Here is an 18,207-nt window from a genome sequence, read left to right on the forward strand (position 1 = left end):
TTGACGAGAAAAGCTCTTTTTATAGCACAAAATTATAACGAGATAGATTTCTCGACAAGCTCGAAAGGACAGGAAAATTAAACTTGTTAATTACTCAAGAATACCTTTTAAACTCATAAAATGATTAGACGTTTTGCTTTTCTTTTGTTCAAGAAAAGCAAAATGGATACTTTTGAAGGAACTATTCGGGAGGAATTGTCTCAAAGCGAAAATGGTTTATTCAAAAAAATAAATAAATTTTTAATTTTGTTTAACATGTAAAATAGATTTACATTCATACTATATATAATATGCGCGATGATTTCGAAAGAAAAAGAATATTTTGAGATAATAAATAAGATTTACCTAAAAGTAATTGAAGAAGAGAATTTAGGTGAAACAGCTAACTATATACCAGAATTATCTAAAATAGACGGCAAGAAATTTGGAGTTTCTTTATTGTTTACGGATCAACTTCAATTTGGATTTGGTGATTGTGAAGAAAAATTCTCGATTCAAAGTATTTCAAAAGTGTTGCTTTTGGCTTTAGTTTATAGAGAAATTGGCGAGAAAATTTGGGAAAGAGTTGATGTAGAACCTTCGGGAACTCCTTTTAATTCATTGTTGCAATTAGAAACTGACAAAGGAATTCCTAGAAATCCATTTATTAATTCAGGTGCTTTAGTGGTTTGCGACATCTTAATTGATATTTGTGATGATCCGAAAGCATATTTTTTGGATTTTATTAAAAAGGTTTCTGGTAATTATTCTATTCAATATTCTGATAAAATTGCAAAAAGTGAATTTTCTACCGCTTATCGTAATGCAGCTTTGACAAATTTTATCAAATCATTGGGCAACATTCATAATTCTCCTGACGAAGTTCTAGATTTGTATGTTTATATCTGCTCGATTGAAATGTCGTGTATGGAATTGAGTAAAACTTTTTCTTTTTTGGCCAATAAAGGAAAAAACTTGTTTGATGATTATCAAGTTTTCAACATTAGTCAAACAAAAAGAATCAACGCTATTATGCAAACTTGCGGTTTCTATGATGAATCTGGCGAATTTGCTTTTCGAGTTGGATTACCAGGAAAAAGTGGTGTTGGCGGAGGAATTGTTGCAATTATGCCCAAATATTACATTGTTTCAGTTTGGAGCCCTAAATTAAACTTAAAAGGAAACTCCTATCGAGGAATGAAATTTTTGGAAGAATTTACAACCGCAACAGAGGATTCTATTTTTTAGAATTAATAATCTCCATCACTTTATTCACCGTTTCTTCTAAATTCATGTTCGAATTATCGACTTCTATTGCGTCATCAGCTTTACGAAGTGGAGAATATGCGCGATGAGAATCGATATAATCTCTTTCGTTCACATTTTTCAACACTTCATCCAAAGGAATATTTTTCCCTTGTTGTTGATATTCTAAAAAGCGACGTTGCGCACGAACCTCTGGTGAAGCTGTGACAAAAATTTTGATATCTGCATTAGGAAAAACTGTTGTCCCAATATCGCGACCATCCATTACAATACCACCTTTTTTTCCCATTTGCTGTTGAAGTGCAACACAATAATCGCGAACAGTAGGAATTTCAGAAATTGGACTAACCATTTTAGAAACTTCCATCGTTCGAATATCAACTTCTACATTTTCACCATTCAAGAAGGTAAGATTCTTTTGAGTTGTAAGATCTTGTTGAAATTCTATCTTGATATCAGATAAATTGGTTATTAATGCTTGCTCATCAATTTTATTATCGACAATATACTGATGTTTAAACGCATACAAAGTCACAGCGCGATACATTGCACCACTATCAATATGTGTATAACCAAGATTTTTTGCAATAATTTTTGACATCGAACTTTTTCCTGTAGAAGAATATCCATCGATTGCAATAATTAAATTTTCTTTCATCTATATAGAATTGAAGACAAAGATAAGATTTTATAGTTGTTTGAAAAGTTTTTATAGCCAAGGATTACTTCTCCAATAATCTCGACCTTGAATAATTCGGTCTAAATTGAGAATCAAACCAAAGTGATTAGAACCTCCAGACTTGTGGTAATTCGCATGACTAAACTCGAATCGAAAAGCATTTATACGGATTCCAAAACCATACGTTAAACCAGATAAAGAGCGAATTCCTTCGGCTGCTAATTCATTTCCACGTTTGAAATTATAACCTAAACGCATATTAAAATCTGATTCTGGAAATAATTCTGCTCCAACCGAAAGGTGATCAATCATTTTTCTTCCAGCAGAAACTTCTTGTCCGTTTTTATTATAAGGTTGGGAAATATCAAACTTCTGTAAATCGTGCAAAGAAAACGTAAATTCTAACGGAACATGTTCTAATCGATGAGAAATTCCCAAATTAACTTGCGTTGGCATGTCTTCTTTTTTGCCATTATACGTTTGAATTTGTTGACCGATATTGCGCACAACCAACGAAACATTGATATTTTTATCGAAATCGTGGTACGAAAGACCTATATCTCCAGCAATTGCCGAGGATTTATATGATTCTATTGTAGAATTAATGTATTTTAAATTTGCTCCTACTGTCCAATAATCGCCCAAAACACGTGCATAACCAACTGTAATTGCGGCATCATTTGCTTTGAAATTCCCTGTCACATTTCCATTTTCGTCAGTTCCAATTAATTTTCCGTAATCAACATATTGACCATGAACAGAAATAAAGTTTTCTTTATCGGTTTCATAAACCGTCGAAAATGTTCCAAAATCTACATCCGCAATATAATTGACGTAATTGATTCCGAATTGACCATGCATTTCTCGATTCATCAAGGCTGGATTCCATAAAGCAGAATTGGGATCAGCATCCCAAGAAGTTGCTGCATTTCCTCCCAAAGCCGCTTGACGTGGAGAAGTTGTAATGTTCAAAAACTCGTAAACACGCGTTCCATCTTGCGCAAAAATCGAAGTCGATAGCGCGATAAACAATAATGTACTTAGCTTTTTAAACATTTAGCAAAAATAAAGATTTTGTAGAATAACGAAAACAGAATGATTTTGGTATGTATGAAACAAAATTTTAGGCTTTCTGAAAAAAAGCTTAACTTCAATTTACCTAAAAAACACTTTATGGAATTTTTAATTGCCATTATTATATTCGTATTGATTGTGATTTTGTTTAATAAAGTTTCGCAACTAAAAAAACAACTTGATTATCAAGAAACTAAGCTAAAATATTTGCAAGAGCAATTGGATGCGAAAGAAATTAAAACTGAATCAAAACCAATTGTTGAGCAACCAAAAATAGTTGAAGAGAAAAAAATTGAACCTCAACCAGAAGTTGTTTCCTATCATAAAGTTGAAATGCCAAAAGGTATTTTTGACAAAATTCCACCAAAACAAACAACTGAAATCAGTTTTGATAAAAATCTCAACAGCGCAATTGCATTTATCAAAGACAATTTCTTGACGATTTTCGGAATTGTAACCTTAGTTCTAGGAATTGCTTACTTCGTAAAATATGCAATTGATCAAAATTGGATTAACGAAACTTTTCGCGTGATGATTGGAATTGGAGTTGGTTTAGGAATTATTGGAATTGCTCATTTTATTCGGAAAAATTTTGAAATCTTTTCTTCCATTTTAATTGGTGGCGGATTAACCGTTTTATATTTCACCTTAACCATTGCCTTCCGAGAATATCATTTACTTTCTCAAAATACCACTTTTGGGTTATTAACAATTGTGACTATTTTTTCTATCGTGATGGCAATGTTATATAATCGACAAGTTTTAGCCATTTTTTCGATTATTGGTGGTTTTATCGCTCCATTGATGATTAGTACAGGCGAAAGCAATTTTGTATTTCTGTTTGGTTATTTAACGATTCTAAACTTGAGTATGCTGTACATGGCTTGGCGAAAAGATTGGCAAGTTATTTCGTTTATCGCATTTGGCTTTACCTTTATATATAGTATCGCATGGATCGACAATTCTAAAATCTCAACGCAATATCTTTTCTTTGGCTTGCTTTACGTTATTTTCACTATTACAAGTTTAATTAACTACGTCAAAAAAGGAGAATTTTCGGTTTGGAATTGCCTTTTACTAATTTTCAATACCATTTTATCAACCGTTTTAATTTCTTCAGTTTATTATTTTATTGTTGGAAATAACAATGGTTTAATAGCTTTCTTATTTGGATTGATAACCGCTTTCGGTGCATTATACATCTACAAAACACCTAAAAATAATTTATTACAAAATACCTTAATCGGTTTGAGCATTGCGCTTATCACAACTGCGGTTGCCTTACAATTTAAAGCAAATGTCGTTTCGATTTGTTTCGCGATTGAATCAACCTTGTTACTGTTTTTTTGGAAAAAAAGTAAAGAAAACATTTTCAAAATCTTTTTCATTGCGATGTTTCCATTTTTATTGATTGCTTTATGCGCTAGTTGGTTTGATTATATCGATACTAAAAAACATTTAGCCGTAATTTTTAACCATGTTTTTATCACAAGTTTTATTGCATTGATTTGTTCTATTGCAAATATATATTTGATGAAAGATTTCAAAACCGAAGAACAATTTTTAGGTTTTAAGCTCAATCATTCCAAATTTATCTTCATATCAACATCACTTTTATTGATGTACACAGGAATTTTGTTCGAATTAATTTATCAGATCGAACCTTATTTCAACTTTATGATGATTGTAAGTTATGTATTGATTTATACATTATTCTTTATTGCTTTTATTTTAACGCTACGCGAAAAACTAAATTTAGGAAATACCTTGCAATTTGTTTTACAAATTTCTGCGGCTTTTTGCATTCTATTTTTACCAATGTTTGCCGAAATTCCATTATTACCAAACAAAACAAATTATAACATCGGTAGTTATTTTCTTTATTTGAGTTATCTCATTCCAACCGCTTATATTATTTATTTAGTTGTGAAAAGTAGCGATTTCCAAAGCTCCAAAGCAAAACAAATCATCAGCATGCTTGTCTTGGTTTATGTGATTAGTTTCGAGAAATACAATGGTTTTATGTTGATAACACTTGACGAAAGCTCTTCTAATTTCTCGCATCAAGCCGATATTTTCCGAATGATATTATTACCAATTATTTGGGCAGTTTTAGGATTTGTATTGATTTATTTCGGATTAAGAAAACAATTGAAAGGTTTTCCTATTGTTGGAATTATATTATTTGGATTGATTATTCTAAAATTATATTTCGTAGATGTTTGGGAAATGAGCAATATTTTCAGAATAATATCTTTTATTGTTTTAGGAATTTTAATCTTATTAACTTCTTTTATGTATCAAAAACTAAAAAATTTGATGGTTAATTTGATGGAAAAACCGAGCGAAAACAAAGAAGCTGAACAATAATGTTCAACTTCTTTGTTAATTATTTCTTCTCAATGCTTCAGCAATGACACGCATATCATCCGAAGAAGGTAACTCGAAAATTTCTAAATGGAAATATGGAACAACCGCAATAATATGATCGAAAATATCAGCCATAATCACTTCATATTCGTTCCAAACCGTTGTATTTGTAAACATAAATAACTCAATTGGCAAACCGTGTTCGGTTGGTTGAAGTTGCCGAACCTCGAACATCAAATCTGTTCTAATTTTTGGACTATTATAGGTATATGTCTTGATATATTGTCGAAAAAGACCAATATTTGTCATTCGTCTTCCATTCGCCAAAATCGTTGGATCAACTTTATTCGATACATTATATTGATTGATTTCATTCGTTCTATCCACAATAAAATCGTGTAACATGCGGATTTTTTTTAATTCTTCAATTTCTTCTTCTGTCAAAAATCGAATCGAATTCATTTTAATATTTATCGAACGTTTAATGCGGCGTCCACCAGCATTTTGCATACCGCGATAATTACGAAACGAATCTGAAACCAAGGCATACGTCGGAATTGTTGTAATTGTTTTATCAAAATTCTGAACTTTTACCGTTCCTAAATTAATCTCGGTAACATTTCCGTCTGCGCCATATTTTGTCATTTCAATCCAATCTCCAACGCGCACCATATCATTCATCGAAACCTGAATACTCGCCACAAAACCTAATATTGAATCTTTAAAAACCAACATCAAAACCGCCGAAGCCGCTCCCAAAGAAACCAAAAATGTAATAGGCGATTTTCCTGTCGCAATCGAAAAAATTAGAATTCCGCAAACAAAGAAAACTAAAATATTCATCACTTGCAGATAACTATCAATTGGTTTATCCGAAAAAGATTTATTACCTCGAAGAAAATCCCTGAACGTTTTAAAAATTGCATTAAACAACAATCCAACAGCAATTACCAATGCAATATCTGTAATTTGCATCGCAATTTTGATCCAATTAGGAAATCCTTTGAAGATAAGTGGGATCGCTTCTTTGGCGACAATTACAGGAACAATATGTGTTGCGAATTGTAAAACCCTGTTCTTGATTAATAAATCGTCAATCTTTGTTTTACTTTTTGCAATAAAGTTTGTTAAAACAAGTAATAGCACTTTTCGCAATAAAAAATCGATCGCATACAATATAATAACTAACAAAATTGATAGAACAATTGTTGTCATTATTGTGGTAGAATAACTCGAAAGTCCCAATTTGGCAATCATTTCGAGCATTGAGCGATACACATCGCTTTGAATATTTTCGTCTAAAAGTTCCATCTGAATAAAAACTAATACAACAAAAATAAGTTTATCCTTTTCATAATTTACAACAACTGATAAATTACATTGAAATTTGTTGGTTTCTTAATTTATCTTGGTTCAAAACAATGAAAAGATTATATTTGTTAGATTAATCTAACTTAATTATTAAAATTAATGTTTTCAAATCCGTTAATATTTGCTTTTAGTTTAACCTTTCTTGCCGGAATTAGCACTGGAATAGGAAGTATTTTATGTTTATTATACAAAAAATTCAATCCAAAATTCTTAGGCGTAATGTTGGGAATTTCTGCTGGTGTAATGCTTTATGTCTCTTTTGTAGAAATTTTAACAAAAGCTAAATTATCATTATCAAGTGTTTTTGGAGAAAAATTAGGTTACACTTATACATTATTGGGATTTTTTGCAGGAATTTTAATCATTATTTTAATCGATAAAATATTGCCTCATCATCATTGCGATGAAAATAAAACAGAGACAAACGATCAGAAATTATTGCGTTTGGGTTTGTTTTCTGCTTTAGCTTTATCAATTCATAATTTCCCTGAAGGATTAGCAACTTTTTTGTCAGCATTAGAAAATCCAACTTACGGAATTTCTATAGCTTCAGCTATTGCTATTCATAATATTCCAGAAGGAATCGCCGTTGCTATACCAATCTATTACGCTACAAAGAATAGAAAAAAAGCATTTCTATATTCCTTTTTATCAGGATTAACAGAACCTATTGGCGCATTAATTGGCTATTTTGTATTGTTACAATTTTTTGATGAATCAATTTTCGGAGCAATCTTCGCAAGTGTCGCAGGTATGATGGTTTATATTTCGATTAATGAATTAATTCCGACCGCAAACGAATACGCTGGAAAAAAATTATCAACTTACGGAATTGTAATCGGAATGTTTGTAATGGCTGTTAGTCTTTTACTTTTTATGTAAAAACAAAAAAACTTCCCAATGAGAGAAGTTTTTGTATGAATTAATATTTAAAATTTTAAGTTGCCTGAGGTAATTCTCTCGTTAACCAACCACTTCTTCCTGCTGTTACAATGGCATAAGGCGTAATCCAAAAAAGCGTGAACATATAGAAAATACTGTAAACGTATGCTAATAAAGCTTCTTTAAAATTGTATTTTTTTGCATAAAAAATCATCTGAATACTTGAAAAAACTAAAACGCCAGACAATGTACTTGTGATGAATAAAATTGGATGTGTTGCGACAAAAAAGATTAAAATTAAAAATAATGGAATTGCCATGATTAATTTTATCCATTGCATCATCAGAATTATACGAGTTCCTACTGTAGAACCTTCTCTAAAGTTGGTGAAAGCAAATTTTGTCATCATAATATTCTCACGAACATTACTTCTCTCCCAACGAATAAACATTTTGTATAAATTCTTATAACGCTCTGGAGTATTGGTATAAACCATTGCATTTTTCTGAAAATAGACATGTTTACCTTGTTTCAAAATCATATTTGTCAAAGCTCTATCCTCCCCGATTGTACTTGGTTGCCCTAAAAAAGATTGATTTATCCATTCTTCCAAACAATTATGTACAACATCTTTTCTGTAAGCTGCTAAAGCTCCAGGTGTACAAAACACAGAACCTAACACACTTTGAGCAGATCGCACAAACTCGAAACTAAATGTAAAACTAACACTCAACATTTTTGGAATCAAACCTTTTTCTTTATTCAATACACGAACATTGCCAGCGACAGCACCACAATTTTCATTCACTACAAAAGGGCTTAACAAGTTTCTAAGCGTAGATTCATCTACAATAGAATCACTATCAACCGTCACAAAAACTTCCCCTTTTCCAATTTTGAATCCTTTATATAATGCATGACGTTTTCCCATATTTTTTGGCTGTTGAAAAAGTGTAACGCGATCTCCTAATACTTTCTTCGCTTCAAGAAGCCATTTCCATGTATCATCTTTACTCCCATCGTCAACGGCTAAGATCTGTAATTTTTCGGATGGATAATTACTATCAGCTAAACTTAACAAAGTATCATATACTAATTTTCCTTCATTATACGCCGGAACAATAATGGTACAAGTTGGTAAATCTACATCAGCAACATTTTTGACCGGTTTATATTTTATGAATAAATAGCCTAAATAAAAAAGAAAAGAAGTTTTAAGAATAAGAAGTGCCAATCCAAGGCTATAAATAATAACACCCCACCAGGTAGATAATTTAGTGCTATGCCATTGTAGAAATTCACTTTTATAAATAAACAAAAAAAGAATAGAAGTTAGCATAATCACAAAAGTTGTAGCAATTACTAGATAATCTTTCTTTGTAAGACAGTTTTTAGAAATTCTCTCTATGAATTTATTTCTTAAAGACTTTTTTTCATGTTCATCCGATCGAATAACCTTTAACACTGTTTTAGGCTCCGTGGTGGATAACAAAATCGTGTTTGCCAGATTTTTTTTTGAATCTATATTAGTCATCTGAGTAATTTTAAGTTTTAATTAAAAAGTGAATAAAATGACAACTACTATGCCACCTAACGTTAATATAAAACTCAAGAAGTTAAATCTTTATTAAAAATAAAACACTTATAAACGACTGATTATTAATAAAATTTCAATATGTATTATACTTAAAAATTAGGCGTATAGTACGTTACATTTTAATCTGATTTCTTAATAAAAACAAAAAAACTTCCCGAAAAGAGAAGTAATTTTGAGAAATGATATAAATTAACACATGAGGATTTTGTTACTGCAAATGTATGCAGCAAATTAAATTCAAAGCTTAACAGAATATCAATAGATTGTTAAGCAAAGATTAAATAAAAAGATGATGAAAAATATACTTTTACTTTTTTGCTTTACTATTATTTATAGTTGTTCCTCATCTTCAGATTTTCATAATATAAATGATCACATTGAAGATGGAAAATATTGCGCAAATGTCAAGGTTAAAACGAATAAGTCAACAAAGACATATCGAGTAACTATAACAACGAAAAATAATTATCTGCATAAAATTGATTGGCCAAATGGTGGTTGGCTGGATAATACGCATTACAAACTTCCTGAATTTTATGAAAACGAAGTTACTTTTATAGATGATAGAGCCCGAAAATTTGAAGTAAAAATTATACAAAAAGGAGAATGTAAATAAAAAAAGCTCGAAACTAATGTTTCGAGCTTTTGCTTAGTACTCGGAGTGGGAATCGAACCCACACTCCAAAGGAACACGAGTTTGAGTCGTGCGCGTCTACCAATTCCGCCATCCGAGCCTTTATGGACTGCAAATATAATGTTAGTTTATTTATTTTTCCAACTATTTTTTAAACTTTTTACAGAATTATTTCTAACGTATCGTAAGCCAAATGTTTACCTTCTGGTAATTTTTCCTCTACTTCATCATGAAATCCCAAATGATGCGAAATATGTGTAAAATATGTCTGCTTTGCACCTATCAAATCCGAGTATCGTATGGCTTCATCTAATAATATATGCGAAAAATGTTCTTGTTCTACTCGTAGCGCACTAATGATTAAAACTTCTACTCCACGTAATTTCTCAAGCGATTCTGTCGGAATTGTTTTTACATCTGTCAAATAAGCAATTTTATCATCAATCAAATAACCCAAAATAGGCAAAGGTCCATGCAAAACTTTTATTGGTTCAATCGTAAATCCAACAACCAAAAATTTTTCATCTTCTACAACATTCTCTATCACCGTTGGCACTCCAGGATATTTATGTTCAGCAAACATATATGGAAATCGATTATGTAATTCATCCAACACTCGTTTCAAACCATAGACATTCATATCTTCTCCAGATTTGAAAACCAACGGGCGAATATCATCCAATCCTAAAACATGGTCATTATGCTCGTGTGTATACAGGATTCCGTCCAATCTATGCGCATTATAACGTAACATTTGTTGTCTAAAATCTGGTCCACTATCTATCGTAATAATCTTTCCATCCTTTTCTAACAACAAAGAAGAACGCAAACGTTTATCTTTTTGATTTGTTGACAAACATACCGGATGATCGCTACCAATAATCGGAATTCCTTGTGAAGTCCCTGTTCCTAAAAAATGTATTTTTATATTTGATTTAGCCATAATGATTTGGTAAATTTACCACAAACTATTTGAAATTAAAATATGGCATTAGAACAAGTTCTTACTCCTAAACAAAAAGCTTTAGAGATCAATTTGAATCCGAAAATATACGGTTCTTTTGCAGAAATTGGAGCAGGTCAAGAAACCGTTCGTTTTTTTTATCGCGCAGGTGCTGCTTCGGGTACTGTTGCAAAAGCGATGAGTGCTTATGACAAAGAAATGTCCGATTCTATATATGGTGTAGAAGAAAATCGTCGTTATGTGACACAAGCTCGCCTTAAAAAAATGTTGGATCATGAGATGGAATTGATGAAAGAGCGTCTAGTCCACGATCACTACAAAGAAAAAGCATTTTTCACCTACGCAAATACGGTAACAACAATTGATTATTCAAAGAAAAATGAAGGTCAAGGTTGGATAGGTTTACGTTTCAAGTTAAATGCAGAAGATGAAAAAGCAAACGAGATTATTTTTCATGTAAAATTCAAAGAAAATACGGCTCAATTGCAACAAGAAACTTTAGGTGTTTTGGGTGTTAATTTGATTTATGGCGCTTATTATTACTACGATAATCCCCGAAAATTAATAAAATCTTTATACGATACGTTGGATAAAGATCAATTAGAAATTGACATGATTAATTTCCGTGGACCACAATTCAAATATGTTGATAATCGTTTGATGTCGCTTCAATTGGTTAAAAATGGAATGACTGATGTTGCGGTTTTCAATCCACAAGGAAAAAATATTTTACCTGCCGATTTATTATACAAGAAAAATATCTTCGCTGTTCGTGGCTCTTTCCGTCCTTTTATGAATGTAAATATGGATATGTTCAAAGGTGGTTTAGAAATTTTCAAACAAGAAGATGATGTTAGAACAGATAATACCGAAATTTTATTTGAGATTACGCTTTCTAACTTGATTGCTTCTGGTTTTGAAGGCGAATTGAATGAACGAGATTTTTTAGATCGCGCTGATATTATTGGTAGTTTAGGTTACAATGTTATCATTTCTAACTTTTCTGAATATTATAAATTAGTTGATTATTTCTCGAAATTTACTCGAAATCAAACCAAAGTTGGTTTAGCGATGGGTGTTAATAATTTGGTCGAAATTTTCAATGAGCAATATTATGCCGATTTACCTGGCGGAATCATGGAAGCTTTCGGAAAATTATTCAAGAAAAATGTAAAAGTTTATTTGTATCCATATTTAGACAAAGAAAAAGATATTTTGTTGACGTCGAAAAATCTACAAGTAAGTGATAGCGTACACGAATTGTACAAATATTTCTTGTATAATGGAAGAATTCAAGATATTTTGAATTACAACAGAGGTTATTTAGATTCTTATTCGCGTCGAATTTTAGAAAAAATTGCAAATGCTGAGCAAGATTGGGAAAATGAATGTCCAGAAGGTGTTGCTGACATGATCAAAGATCGTGGAATGTTTGGCTATAAATTGAAATATATTTTAGAATAAATTATTCGTATATCAATCTGAATTCGTTTCACATTCTCATCATAAACAATATTCGATTTTGAAATAAATTCAACATGACAAAACAAAACCCACGAAAGGAAAAGTAATTTCGATATCAGAATTTGATAAAGTAGAAGAAGAATATTATCAAAAAATACAAGAAAAAAACAGGAGTTGATAAAGATAATTAACAAAAAAAACGGTTCAAAATTGAGCCGTTTTTTTGTTATTTTACTACTGCATTTACATTCTTCGCATTCCGCCTTCTCTTGGTCGGTCTCCGTCTCCACCTTTTGTAGATTTTCCACCAAACTGATTTAAGTTGAATGTTAACGAGAACATCACAAAACGAGTCAGAATATTATTGCGTTGATCGATTGTTGATTCCGCTGTAATTGTACGCGTATAACTGTTATTTTGATTCAATAAATCGTAAACTTTAACACCAGCCTCCAATTTATCATCGAAGAAACGATACATCAAACTTGTATTCCACAAAAAGAAATCACGCTTGAAACCTGCTGCCATTCTCGAGTTATAATTGTAACTGAAATCATTTGTCCAAGTCAAATTTTTAGGAAAAGTAGAAATAGTTTTAATTCCGAAATTGTGCGTAATATTATTTTGATTATCAATTGAGTAATTGACATATTTAGAATTTGTGAAGTTCAAACGATAAGAAGGTGAAATCGTTAAATAATCACCATAATCCCAGTTTAATCTCAATGTAGGTGATAAAGTTGTATTGTATTGCTCATATTTCACCGCATCTCTAAAACCTTGCGTTAAAGCATAACTCGCCGACATTCCTACATTTACTCTAAATTTATTGATCCCTTTTTGATATTGTTTATTAAAGAAAAAGTTACCATTCAGACGATAATTTCCTTTTACATTTTCATATGTTGTTGTTCGTTTATAAATCGAATAATCCATTTCTGTGTAATTCACAATATTTGATTCGTTGTACGTATAACCTAAGTTAGCATTAAATCCTTGACGAGTTTTACGATCGAAATTGCTAAACATCAAATTGATTCGATGTGCTTTATTGGGATCAAGATCTGGATTACCTTTGAAAACATCTAACGGATCAGTTTCGTCTAAAATTGGTAAAACTTGTGATGTCGAAGCCAAACTTGTCTGATAATTATACATTAAGGAAAGTGAGTTGTTTCCGTTTTGATAACGAATATTTCCCGAAATATCTGGTAAAGTTTTGTTCTGAGTTGAGCTGTAATCATCTGCTTTAAACGTTCCAAAATTTTGTTGATTGTAGATGTTTGCTCCAAAACGAACTGTTGCCGAAATTTTATTTTTGTTCAATAATAATTGAGCATACGGATTAAATTCATTCAATTTGGTTGAATAAAAACGCGTCAAATCATTGTTCAAATTGTCATATTCTCCCGTTACATCATTATAATTCCACGTTCTATTATTGGTTTCAGAATCGGTTAAATTATAAGCAGAACCAACGGCGATTTTCAAAGAATCTGTAATTGGATACGTATATTTTACATCAAAATTGTATTGATTATTTTTCGAAATATTTTTCTCATTGATGTTTCTATAAATATCCGCAATAGTATCATTTGTATATAAAGTTGTCGAATTGATGAACGAATTTCGATCTGTTTTACCAATCGAAATACTTGAATTAAAGTCTAAATAAGATTTATTTTTGAATTTCTGATTAAGTGATAATAATGTATTAAATGTATTCGAGCTTGATTTTCCATTTGAAGTTTGATTCATTTGATTTCTCAAATCACCCAAATCTGAATATGTTTTACTATCCGAAATTGATGAATTTGTAGACGAAGAATTACTAAACGATGGATAAAAATAAATTTTTGTATTGTTTTTCGTCCATTCTAAATTTGTTCCAAAATTATGACCATACGTTTCACTTTTAGTTTTAGAATTCGCATCAGAAGTATAAATATTTTTTGGAGAAAAGTTTTCTACATGTTGATATTGATCGTTTTTCGTAAAGGAATGATTCAAACGATAATCAGCTCCAATTTTCAAATTATCAGTTAATTGATCGTTATAATTCAATCCAATTGAAGTATTTGTTATTACACCATCAGAACCTCTTCTTCCCATTCCACCACGACCACGCGAACCTTCACCGCTTGTCATTCCAGAAGCTGCAATATCTGTCGAAGAACCAATCAAACTAATTTTCTTTTTATCTTTAAAATAGTTCGCCATCAAATTGCCTTCGTAATGATTATCCGTTCCATAACCCGCCGTGGCTTTGAGCATATAACCTTTTTTTTTATCTTCTTTCAAGGTAATATTTAGCGAAGACTTATTCGATTTCGAACGTTCCCCAGAGAATTTTTCATTTTTCGTTTTATAATCCGAAACCTGAATTTTTTTGATAATATCTACAGGTAAATTTTCTAACGCAACTTTTCCGTCCGTTCCAAAAAATGGTTCACCATCAATCAAAATCTCATTAACATCTTTTCCATTTACCGTAATATTTCCGCTGTCATCCATCTCAAAACCTGGTAATTCTCTCAACAAAGCTTCCAAATTTGCATTCGGTTTTACTTTGTAAGAATCAGCATTATACTCGATTGTATCTTGTTTTACAACAATAGGTTCCACATTTGTTACCACAACCTCATCTAAATCATAAATCATCGGATTAATGATAATTATTCCAAGATCAATATTGTTTTTGATGGATTCGAAACTTTGTTTGAAAACGCCTTCTAAAGGATCATCAATGATTAAATAAACAGGTTTATCTTGTAGATTAACTTCAATTTTGAACGTACCATCATCATTTGTAGATGTAGTAGAAATTTGTGCAGAATCGACTTTGTTGCCTAAAATAACTTCAGAATCAGTTAAAGGAAAATTAAGCACATCCGTTACTTTTCCTGTAATTGTGACTTTTTCTTGTGCAAAAGAAAAAATTGTAATCAAACTAAAAAGAAATGATAGAATATATTTTGTCATGAGATGAATTGGTTTCTTCATCTGTTAGACATCAAATTTTGAGCAAAGTTTAATTTTGATTAAAGTTTTTTCCAACTTTTATCCGAAATTTTATTTAGATCAATTTCAGAAGTTGTGATAAAAAGAGGTGTAATTTCTACAATTCGCTTTACCTGAGTTGTTTTTAGGTTAGATTCAGGACAAAATGTTTCGATTAAAACAATTTTTTCTGAATCAGAAGAATTGGATTTATAAAGCGTTTTTTGAATTTTTTTATCAATTTTCCAATTTGTACAACTTCCAATACTATAATATTCGAAGGTTAGAAGTGGAAGAAATCCGAAGATAATTCCAAAGATAAATTTCATCACATTCATAAAACTCCATCCGTCTTTCTTTTTGATAGAAAGTAGAAAAAGTACATAAATACTAACTGCCGCAGCAAATGTTAAAAGCTTTGGAAATAGTTTCGCAAAATCATGATTCGCGAATTCTAAACTGATAAAATCTCCAATCAGAAAGTATCCAATAAACCATATAATAAAAATTGTACAGATGATTAAGATAATATTTCGAAGAGTTTTATTCATTTCGCTTTAAGGTTTGTGTGGTATAAATATAAAAATATTCCTGTCAATAGACAGGAATACTCATACTAAAATAGATTTATTTATAAGATTTCAATAAATTCTCTAAAATTTCGCAGGCACATTCCGCCAAGTTTGTTCCTGGACCAAAGATTGCATCTGCACCATTTTGATAAAGATAATCATAATCTTGACGCGGAATAACACCTCCGACTACGATATAAACATCATCTCTACCTAATTCTTTCAATTGTTTCACAACTTCCGGAACCAATGTTTTGTGACCTGCTGCCAAAGAAGAAATTCCTAAAATATGAACATCATTCTCTACAGCTTGTTTCGCAACTTCTGCTGGCGTTTGGAACAAAGGAGAAATATCCACATCAAATCCCATATCCGCAAAAGATGTTGCAACGACTTTCGCACCACGATCGTGACCGTCTTGTCCCATTTTTGCCACCATAATACGAGGGCGACGTCCGTCTTCTTCTGCAAACTCATCAGCTAAATTACGAGCTTCCTCAAATTTATTCATTTTACCTGCTTCCATAGCATAAACTCCTTGAATTCCTCTTGTAATCGCTTTGTGACGACCAAAAACGGCTTCTAATGCATCAGAAATTTCACCTAACGTAACACGACGACGAGCCGCTTCGATAGATAATTCTAATAAATTTCCTTCGCCAGTTTCAGCAGCTTTTGTTAATTGCGCTAAAATATCTTGAACAGCTTCGCTATTACGCTCGGCCTTAATTTGATTTAATCGATCAATTTGTTTTTGACGAACAGCTGTGTTGTCAACTTCTAAAATTTCGAACTCTTGTTGTTCTATTTTCGAGCGATAAGCATTAACACCTACAATTGCAACTTCACCAGAATCAATTTTGGCTTGTTTTTTTGCAGCTGCTTCTTCAATACGCATTTTAGGAATTCCAGCTTCTATAGCTTGCGTCATTCCACCTAATTCGCGAACTTCTTGTATATATTCCCACGCTTGATTTGCCATTTCATTTGTCAAAGATTCAATCATAAAACTTCCTCCAAAAGGATCAGCCGTTCTACAAATTTGAGTTTCTTCTTGTAAAATGATTTGTGTATTACGCGCAATACGAGCCGAGAAATCTGTTGGCAAAGCAATTGCTTCGTCCAACGCATTGGTATGCAAAGACTGCGTTCCTCCTAAAGCAGCAGCTAACGCTTCTATCGCTGTACGACCAATATTGTTATAAGGTTCTTGCTCTGTTAAACTCCAACCAGAAGTCTGACAGTGCGTTCTCAACATTAATGATTTTTTATTTTGAGGCTCAAATTCTTGCATCAATTTTGCCCATAACATACGAGCAGCTCTCATTTTTGCAATTTCTTGAGGGAAATTCATTCCAATCGCCCAGAAAAATGATAAACGAGGAGCAAAATCATCAACTTTCAATCCTGCTTCCAAACCAGTTTTTACATATTCGTAACCATCTGCAAGAGTATAAGCCATTTCCAAAACAGGCGTAGCTCCAGCTTCTTGCATGTGATAACCCGAAATAGAAATCGAATTGAAGCGAGGAATTTTTTGAGAAGTATATTCGAAAATATCTGCAATAATTTTCATTGAAGGAGTTGGCGGATAAATGTATGTATTACGCACCATGAACTCTTTCAAAATATCATTCTGAATTGTACCAGAAAGTTGATCTTGCGAAACACCTTGCTCTTCTGCAGCTACAATGTAAAAAGCTAAAATAGGAAGAACAGCTCCGTTCATTGTCATCGAAACCGAAATTTTATCCAATGGAATTTCATTGAACAAAATCTTCATATCTTCTACAGAATCTATCGCAACGCCAGCTTTACCTACATCTCCTACAACACGTTCATGATCTGAGTCGTAACCGCGGTGAGTAGCCAAATCAAAGGCAACAGAAAGCCCTTTCTGACCAGCAGCTAAATTTCTTTTATAAAAAGCATTCGATTCTTCTGCAGTAGAAAAACCTGCATATTGGCGAATTGTCCAAGGTTGACGAACATACATTGTCGTATAAGGACCGCGTAAATATGGGGCAACTCCGGGTAAAAAGTTAATCTGTTTCAGATTTTTTACATCATCGTAATTGTAATCACTTTTGACTTGTAAACTATCTAATTCAAATGACTCTATATGTGATGGATTAGAATTTAGATTTCGTTTAAATCTTAAATTCGAAAAATCTGTTTTGTGATTCATCTTGCTAAGATAAATAATTATCCATTAAATTTTATAAAATTACCAATTTTTGAAACTGCTTTTTTCAACTTTTTGTCAACAAAAGTTGAAAAAACATTTTAATCGAGTTTTTTGGTAAAATTATTGATTTAATTTGATTATCAGTAAATTAAAAACACACAAAAGTA

General features: G+C 31.7%; 13 protein-coding genes and 1 tRNA gene. 5 read left to right on the top strand and 9 right to left on the bottom strand.

Features of this window, described 5'->3' with window-relative positions:
• Positions 1-297: 297 nt before the first annotated feature.
• Positions 298-1,227 carry a glutaminase gene (locus tag B4L98_RS08725; protein ID WP_125350733.1) on the top strand — a complete coding sequence of 310 codons (930 nt, stop codon included), beginning with the start codon at positions 298-300 and terminating at the stop codon, positions 1,225-1,227.
• Here the strand turns inward: B4L98_RS08725 and cmk are convergent.
• On the bottom strand, positions 1,217-1,903 hold the full coding sequence (gene cmk, locus B4L98_RS08730) for a (d)CMP kinase (protein WP_291078031.1): 687 nt from the start codon (positions 1,901-1,903) through the stop codon (positions 1,217-1,219). The genes B4L98_RS08725 and cmk overlap by 11 nt on opposite strands.
• Positions 1,904-1,954: 51 nt before the next feature.
• Positions 1,955-2,980, bottom strand: coding sequence for a type IX secretion system protein PorQ (porQ, locus tag B4L98_RS08735; RefSeq protein ID WP_291071098.1), 1,026 nt, complete (start codon positions 2,978-2,980; stop codon positions 1,955-1,957).
• Between the two features lie 117 nt (positions 2,981-3,097).
• Here porQ and B4L98_RS08740 point away from each other — a divergent pair, with 117 nt between their 5' ends.
• Positions 3,098-5,368, top strand: coding sequence for a DUF2339 domain-containing protein (locus tag B4L98_RS08740; protein WP_291071100.1), 2,271 nt, complete (start codon positions 3,098-3,100; stop codon positions 5,366-5,368).
• Between the two features lie 15 nt (positions 5,369-5,383).
• On the opposite strand, the gene B4L98_RS08745 is transcribed toward B4L98_RS08740, so the two are convergent.
• Positions 5,384-6,679, bottom strand: coding sequence for a mechanosensitive ion channel family protein (locus B4L98_RS08745; protein WP_291046380.1), 1,296 nt, complete (start codon positions 6,677-6,679; stop codon positions 5,384-5,386).
• Between the two features lie 159 nt (positions 6,680-6,838).
• Here B4L98_RS08745 and zupT point away from each other — a divergent pair, with 159 nt between their 5' ends.
• Positions 6,839-7,621, top strand: a complete 783-nt coding sequence (zupT, locus tag B4L98_RS08750) for a zinc transporter ZupT (protein WP_221856744.1) — start codon at positions 6,839-6,841, stop codon at positions 7,619-7,621.
• A 55-nt stretch (positions 7,622-7,676) separates the two neighbouring features.
• On the opposite strand, the gene B4L98_RS08755 is transcribed toward zupT, so the two are convergent.
• Positions 7,677-9,155: a glycosyltransferase gene (locus B4L98_RS08755; protein ID WP_286496152.1), complete on the bottom strand. Its 1,479-nt coding sequence runs from the start codon at positions 9,153-9,155 to the stop codon at positions 7,677-7,679.
• Positions 9,156-9,510: 355 nt separating this feature from the next.
• Between B4L98_RS08755 and B4L98_RS08760 the strand changes: the two genes are divergently transcribed.
• Positions 9,511-9,834, top strand: a complete 324-nt coding sequence (locus tag B4L98_RS08760; protein WP_219034235.1) for a hypothetical protein — start codon at positions 9,511-9,513, stop codon at positions 9,832-9,834.
• Positions 9,835-9,871: 37 nt separating this feature from the next.
• Here the strand turns inward: B4L98_RS08760 and B4L98_RS08765 are convergent.
• Both B4L98_RS08765 and B4L98_RS08770 read right to left on the bottom strand, forming a co-directional pair.
• Positions 9,872-9,952, bottom strand: a tRNA-Leu gene (locus B4L98_RS08765).
• A 60-nt stretch (positions 9,953-10,012) separates the two neighbouring features.
• Positions 10,013-10,795 (bottom strand): MBL fold metallo-hydrolase, encoded by a 783-nt coding sequence (locus tag B4L98_RS08770; protein WP_291046347.1) that lies wholly within the window; start codon positions 10,793-10,795, stop codon positions 10,013-10,015.
• Positions 10,796-10,837: 42 nt separating this feature from the next.
• Here B4L98_RS08770 and B4L98_RS08775 point away from each other — a divergent pair, with 42 nt between their 5' ends.
• Entirely contained in the window at positions 10,838-12,280 is a 1,443-nt protein-coding gene (locus B4L98_RS08775; RefSeq protein ID WP_219034246.1) for a TonB-dependent receptor, read from the top strand.
• A gap of 243 nt (positions 12,281-12,523) precedes the next feature.
• Here B4L98_RS08775 and B4L98_RS08780 read toward each other — a convergent pair whose 3' ends face one another.
• The 3 genes from B4L98_RS08780 to scpA all read right to left on the bottom strand — a co-directional run bounded on the left by B4L98_RS08780 (position 12,524) and on the right by scpA (position 18,040).
• Positions 12,524-15,262, bottom strand: a complete 2,739-nt coding sequence (locus tag B4L98_RS08780; RefSeq protein ID WP_286496154.1) for an outer membrane beta-barrel protein — start codon at positions 15,260-15,262, stop codon at positions 12,524-12,526.
• Positions 15,263-15,321: 59 nt separating this feature from the next.
• Positions 15,322-15,831: a hypothetical protein gene (locus tag B4L98_RS08785; protein ID WP_038334805.1), complete on the bottom strand. Its 510-nt coding sequence runs from the start codon at positions 15,829-15,831 to the stop codon at positions 15,322-15,324.
• A gap of 76 nt (positions 15,832-15,907) precedes the next feature.
• Complete coding sequence (gene scpA / locus B4L98_RS08790; RefSeq protein ID WP_291078034.1) at positions 15,908-18,040, bottom strand: methylmalonyl-CoA mutase; 2,133 nt, start codon at positions 18,038-18,040, stop codon at positions 15,908-15,910.
• Between the last annotated feature and the right edge of the window lie 167 nt (positions 18,041-18,207).

It is taken from the genome of Empedobacter sp. UBA5528, assembly GCF_002426075.1.
Lineage (GTDB): Bacteria > Bacteroidota > Bacteroidia > Flavobacteriales > Weeksellaceae > Empedobacter > Empedobacter falsenii_B.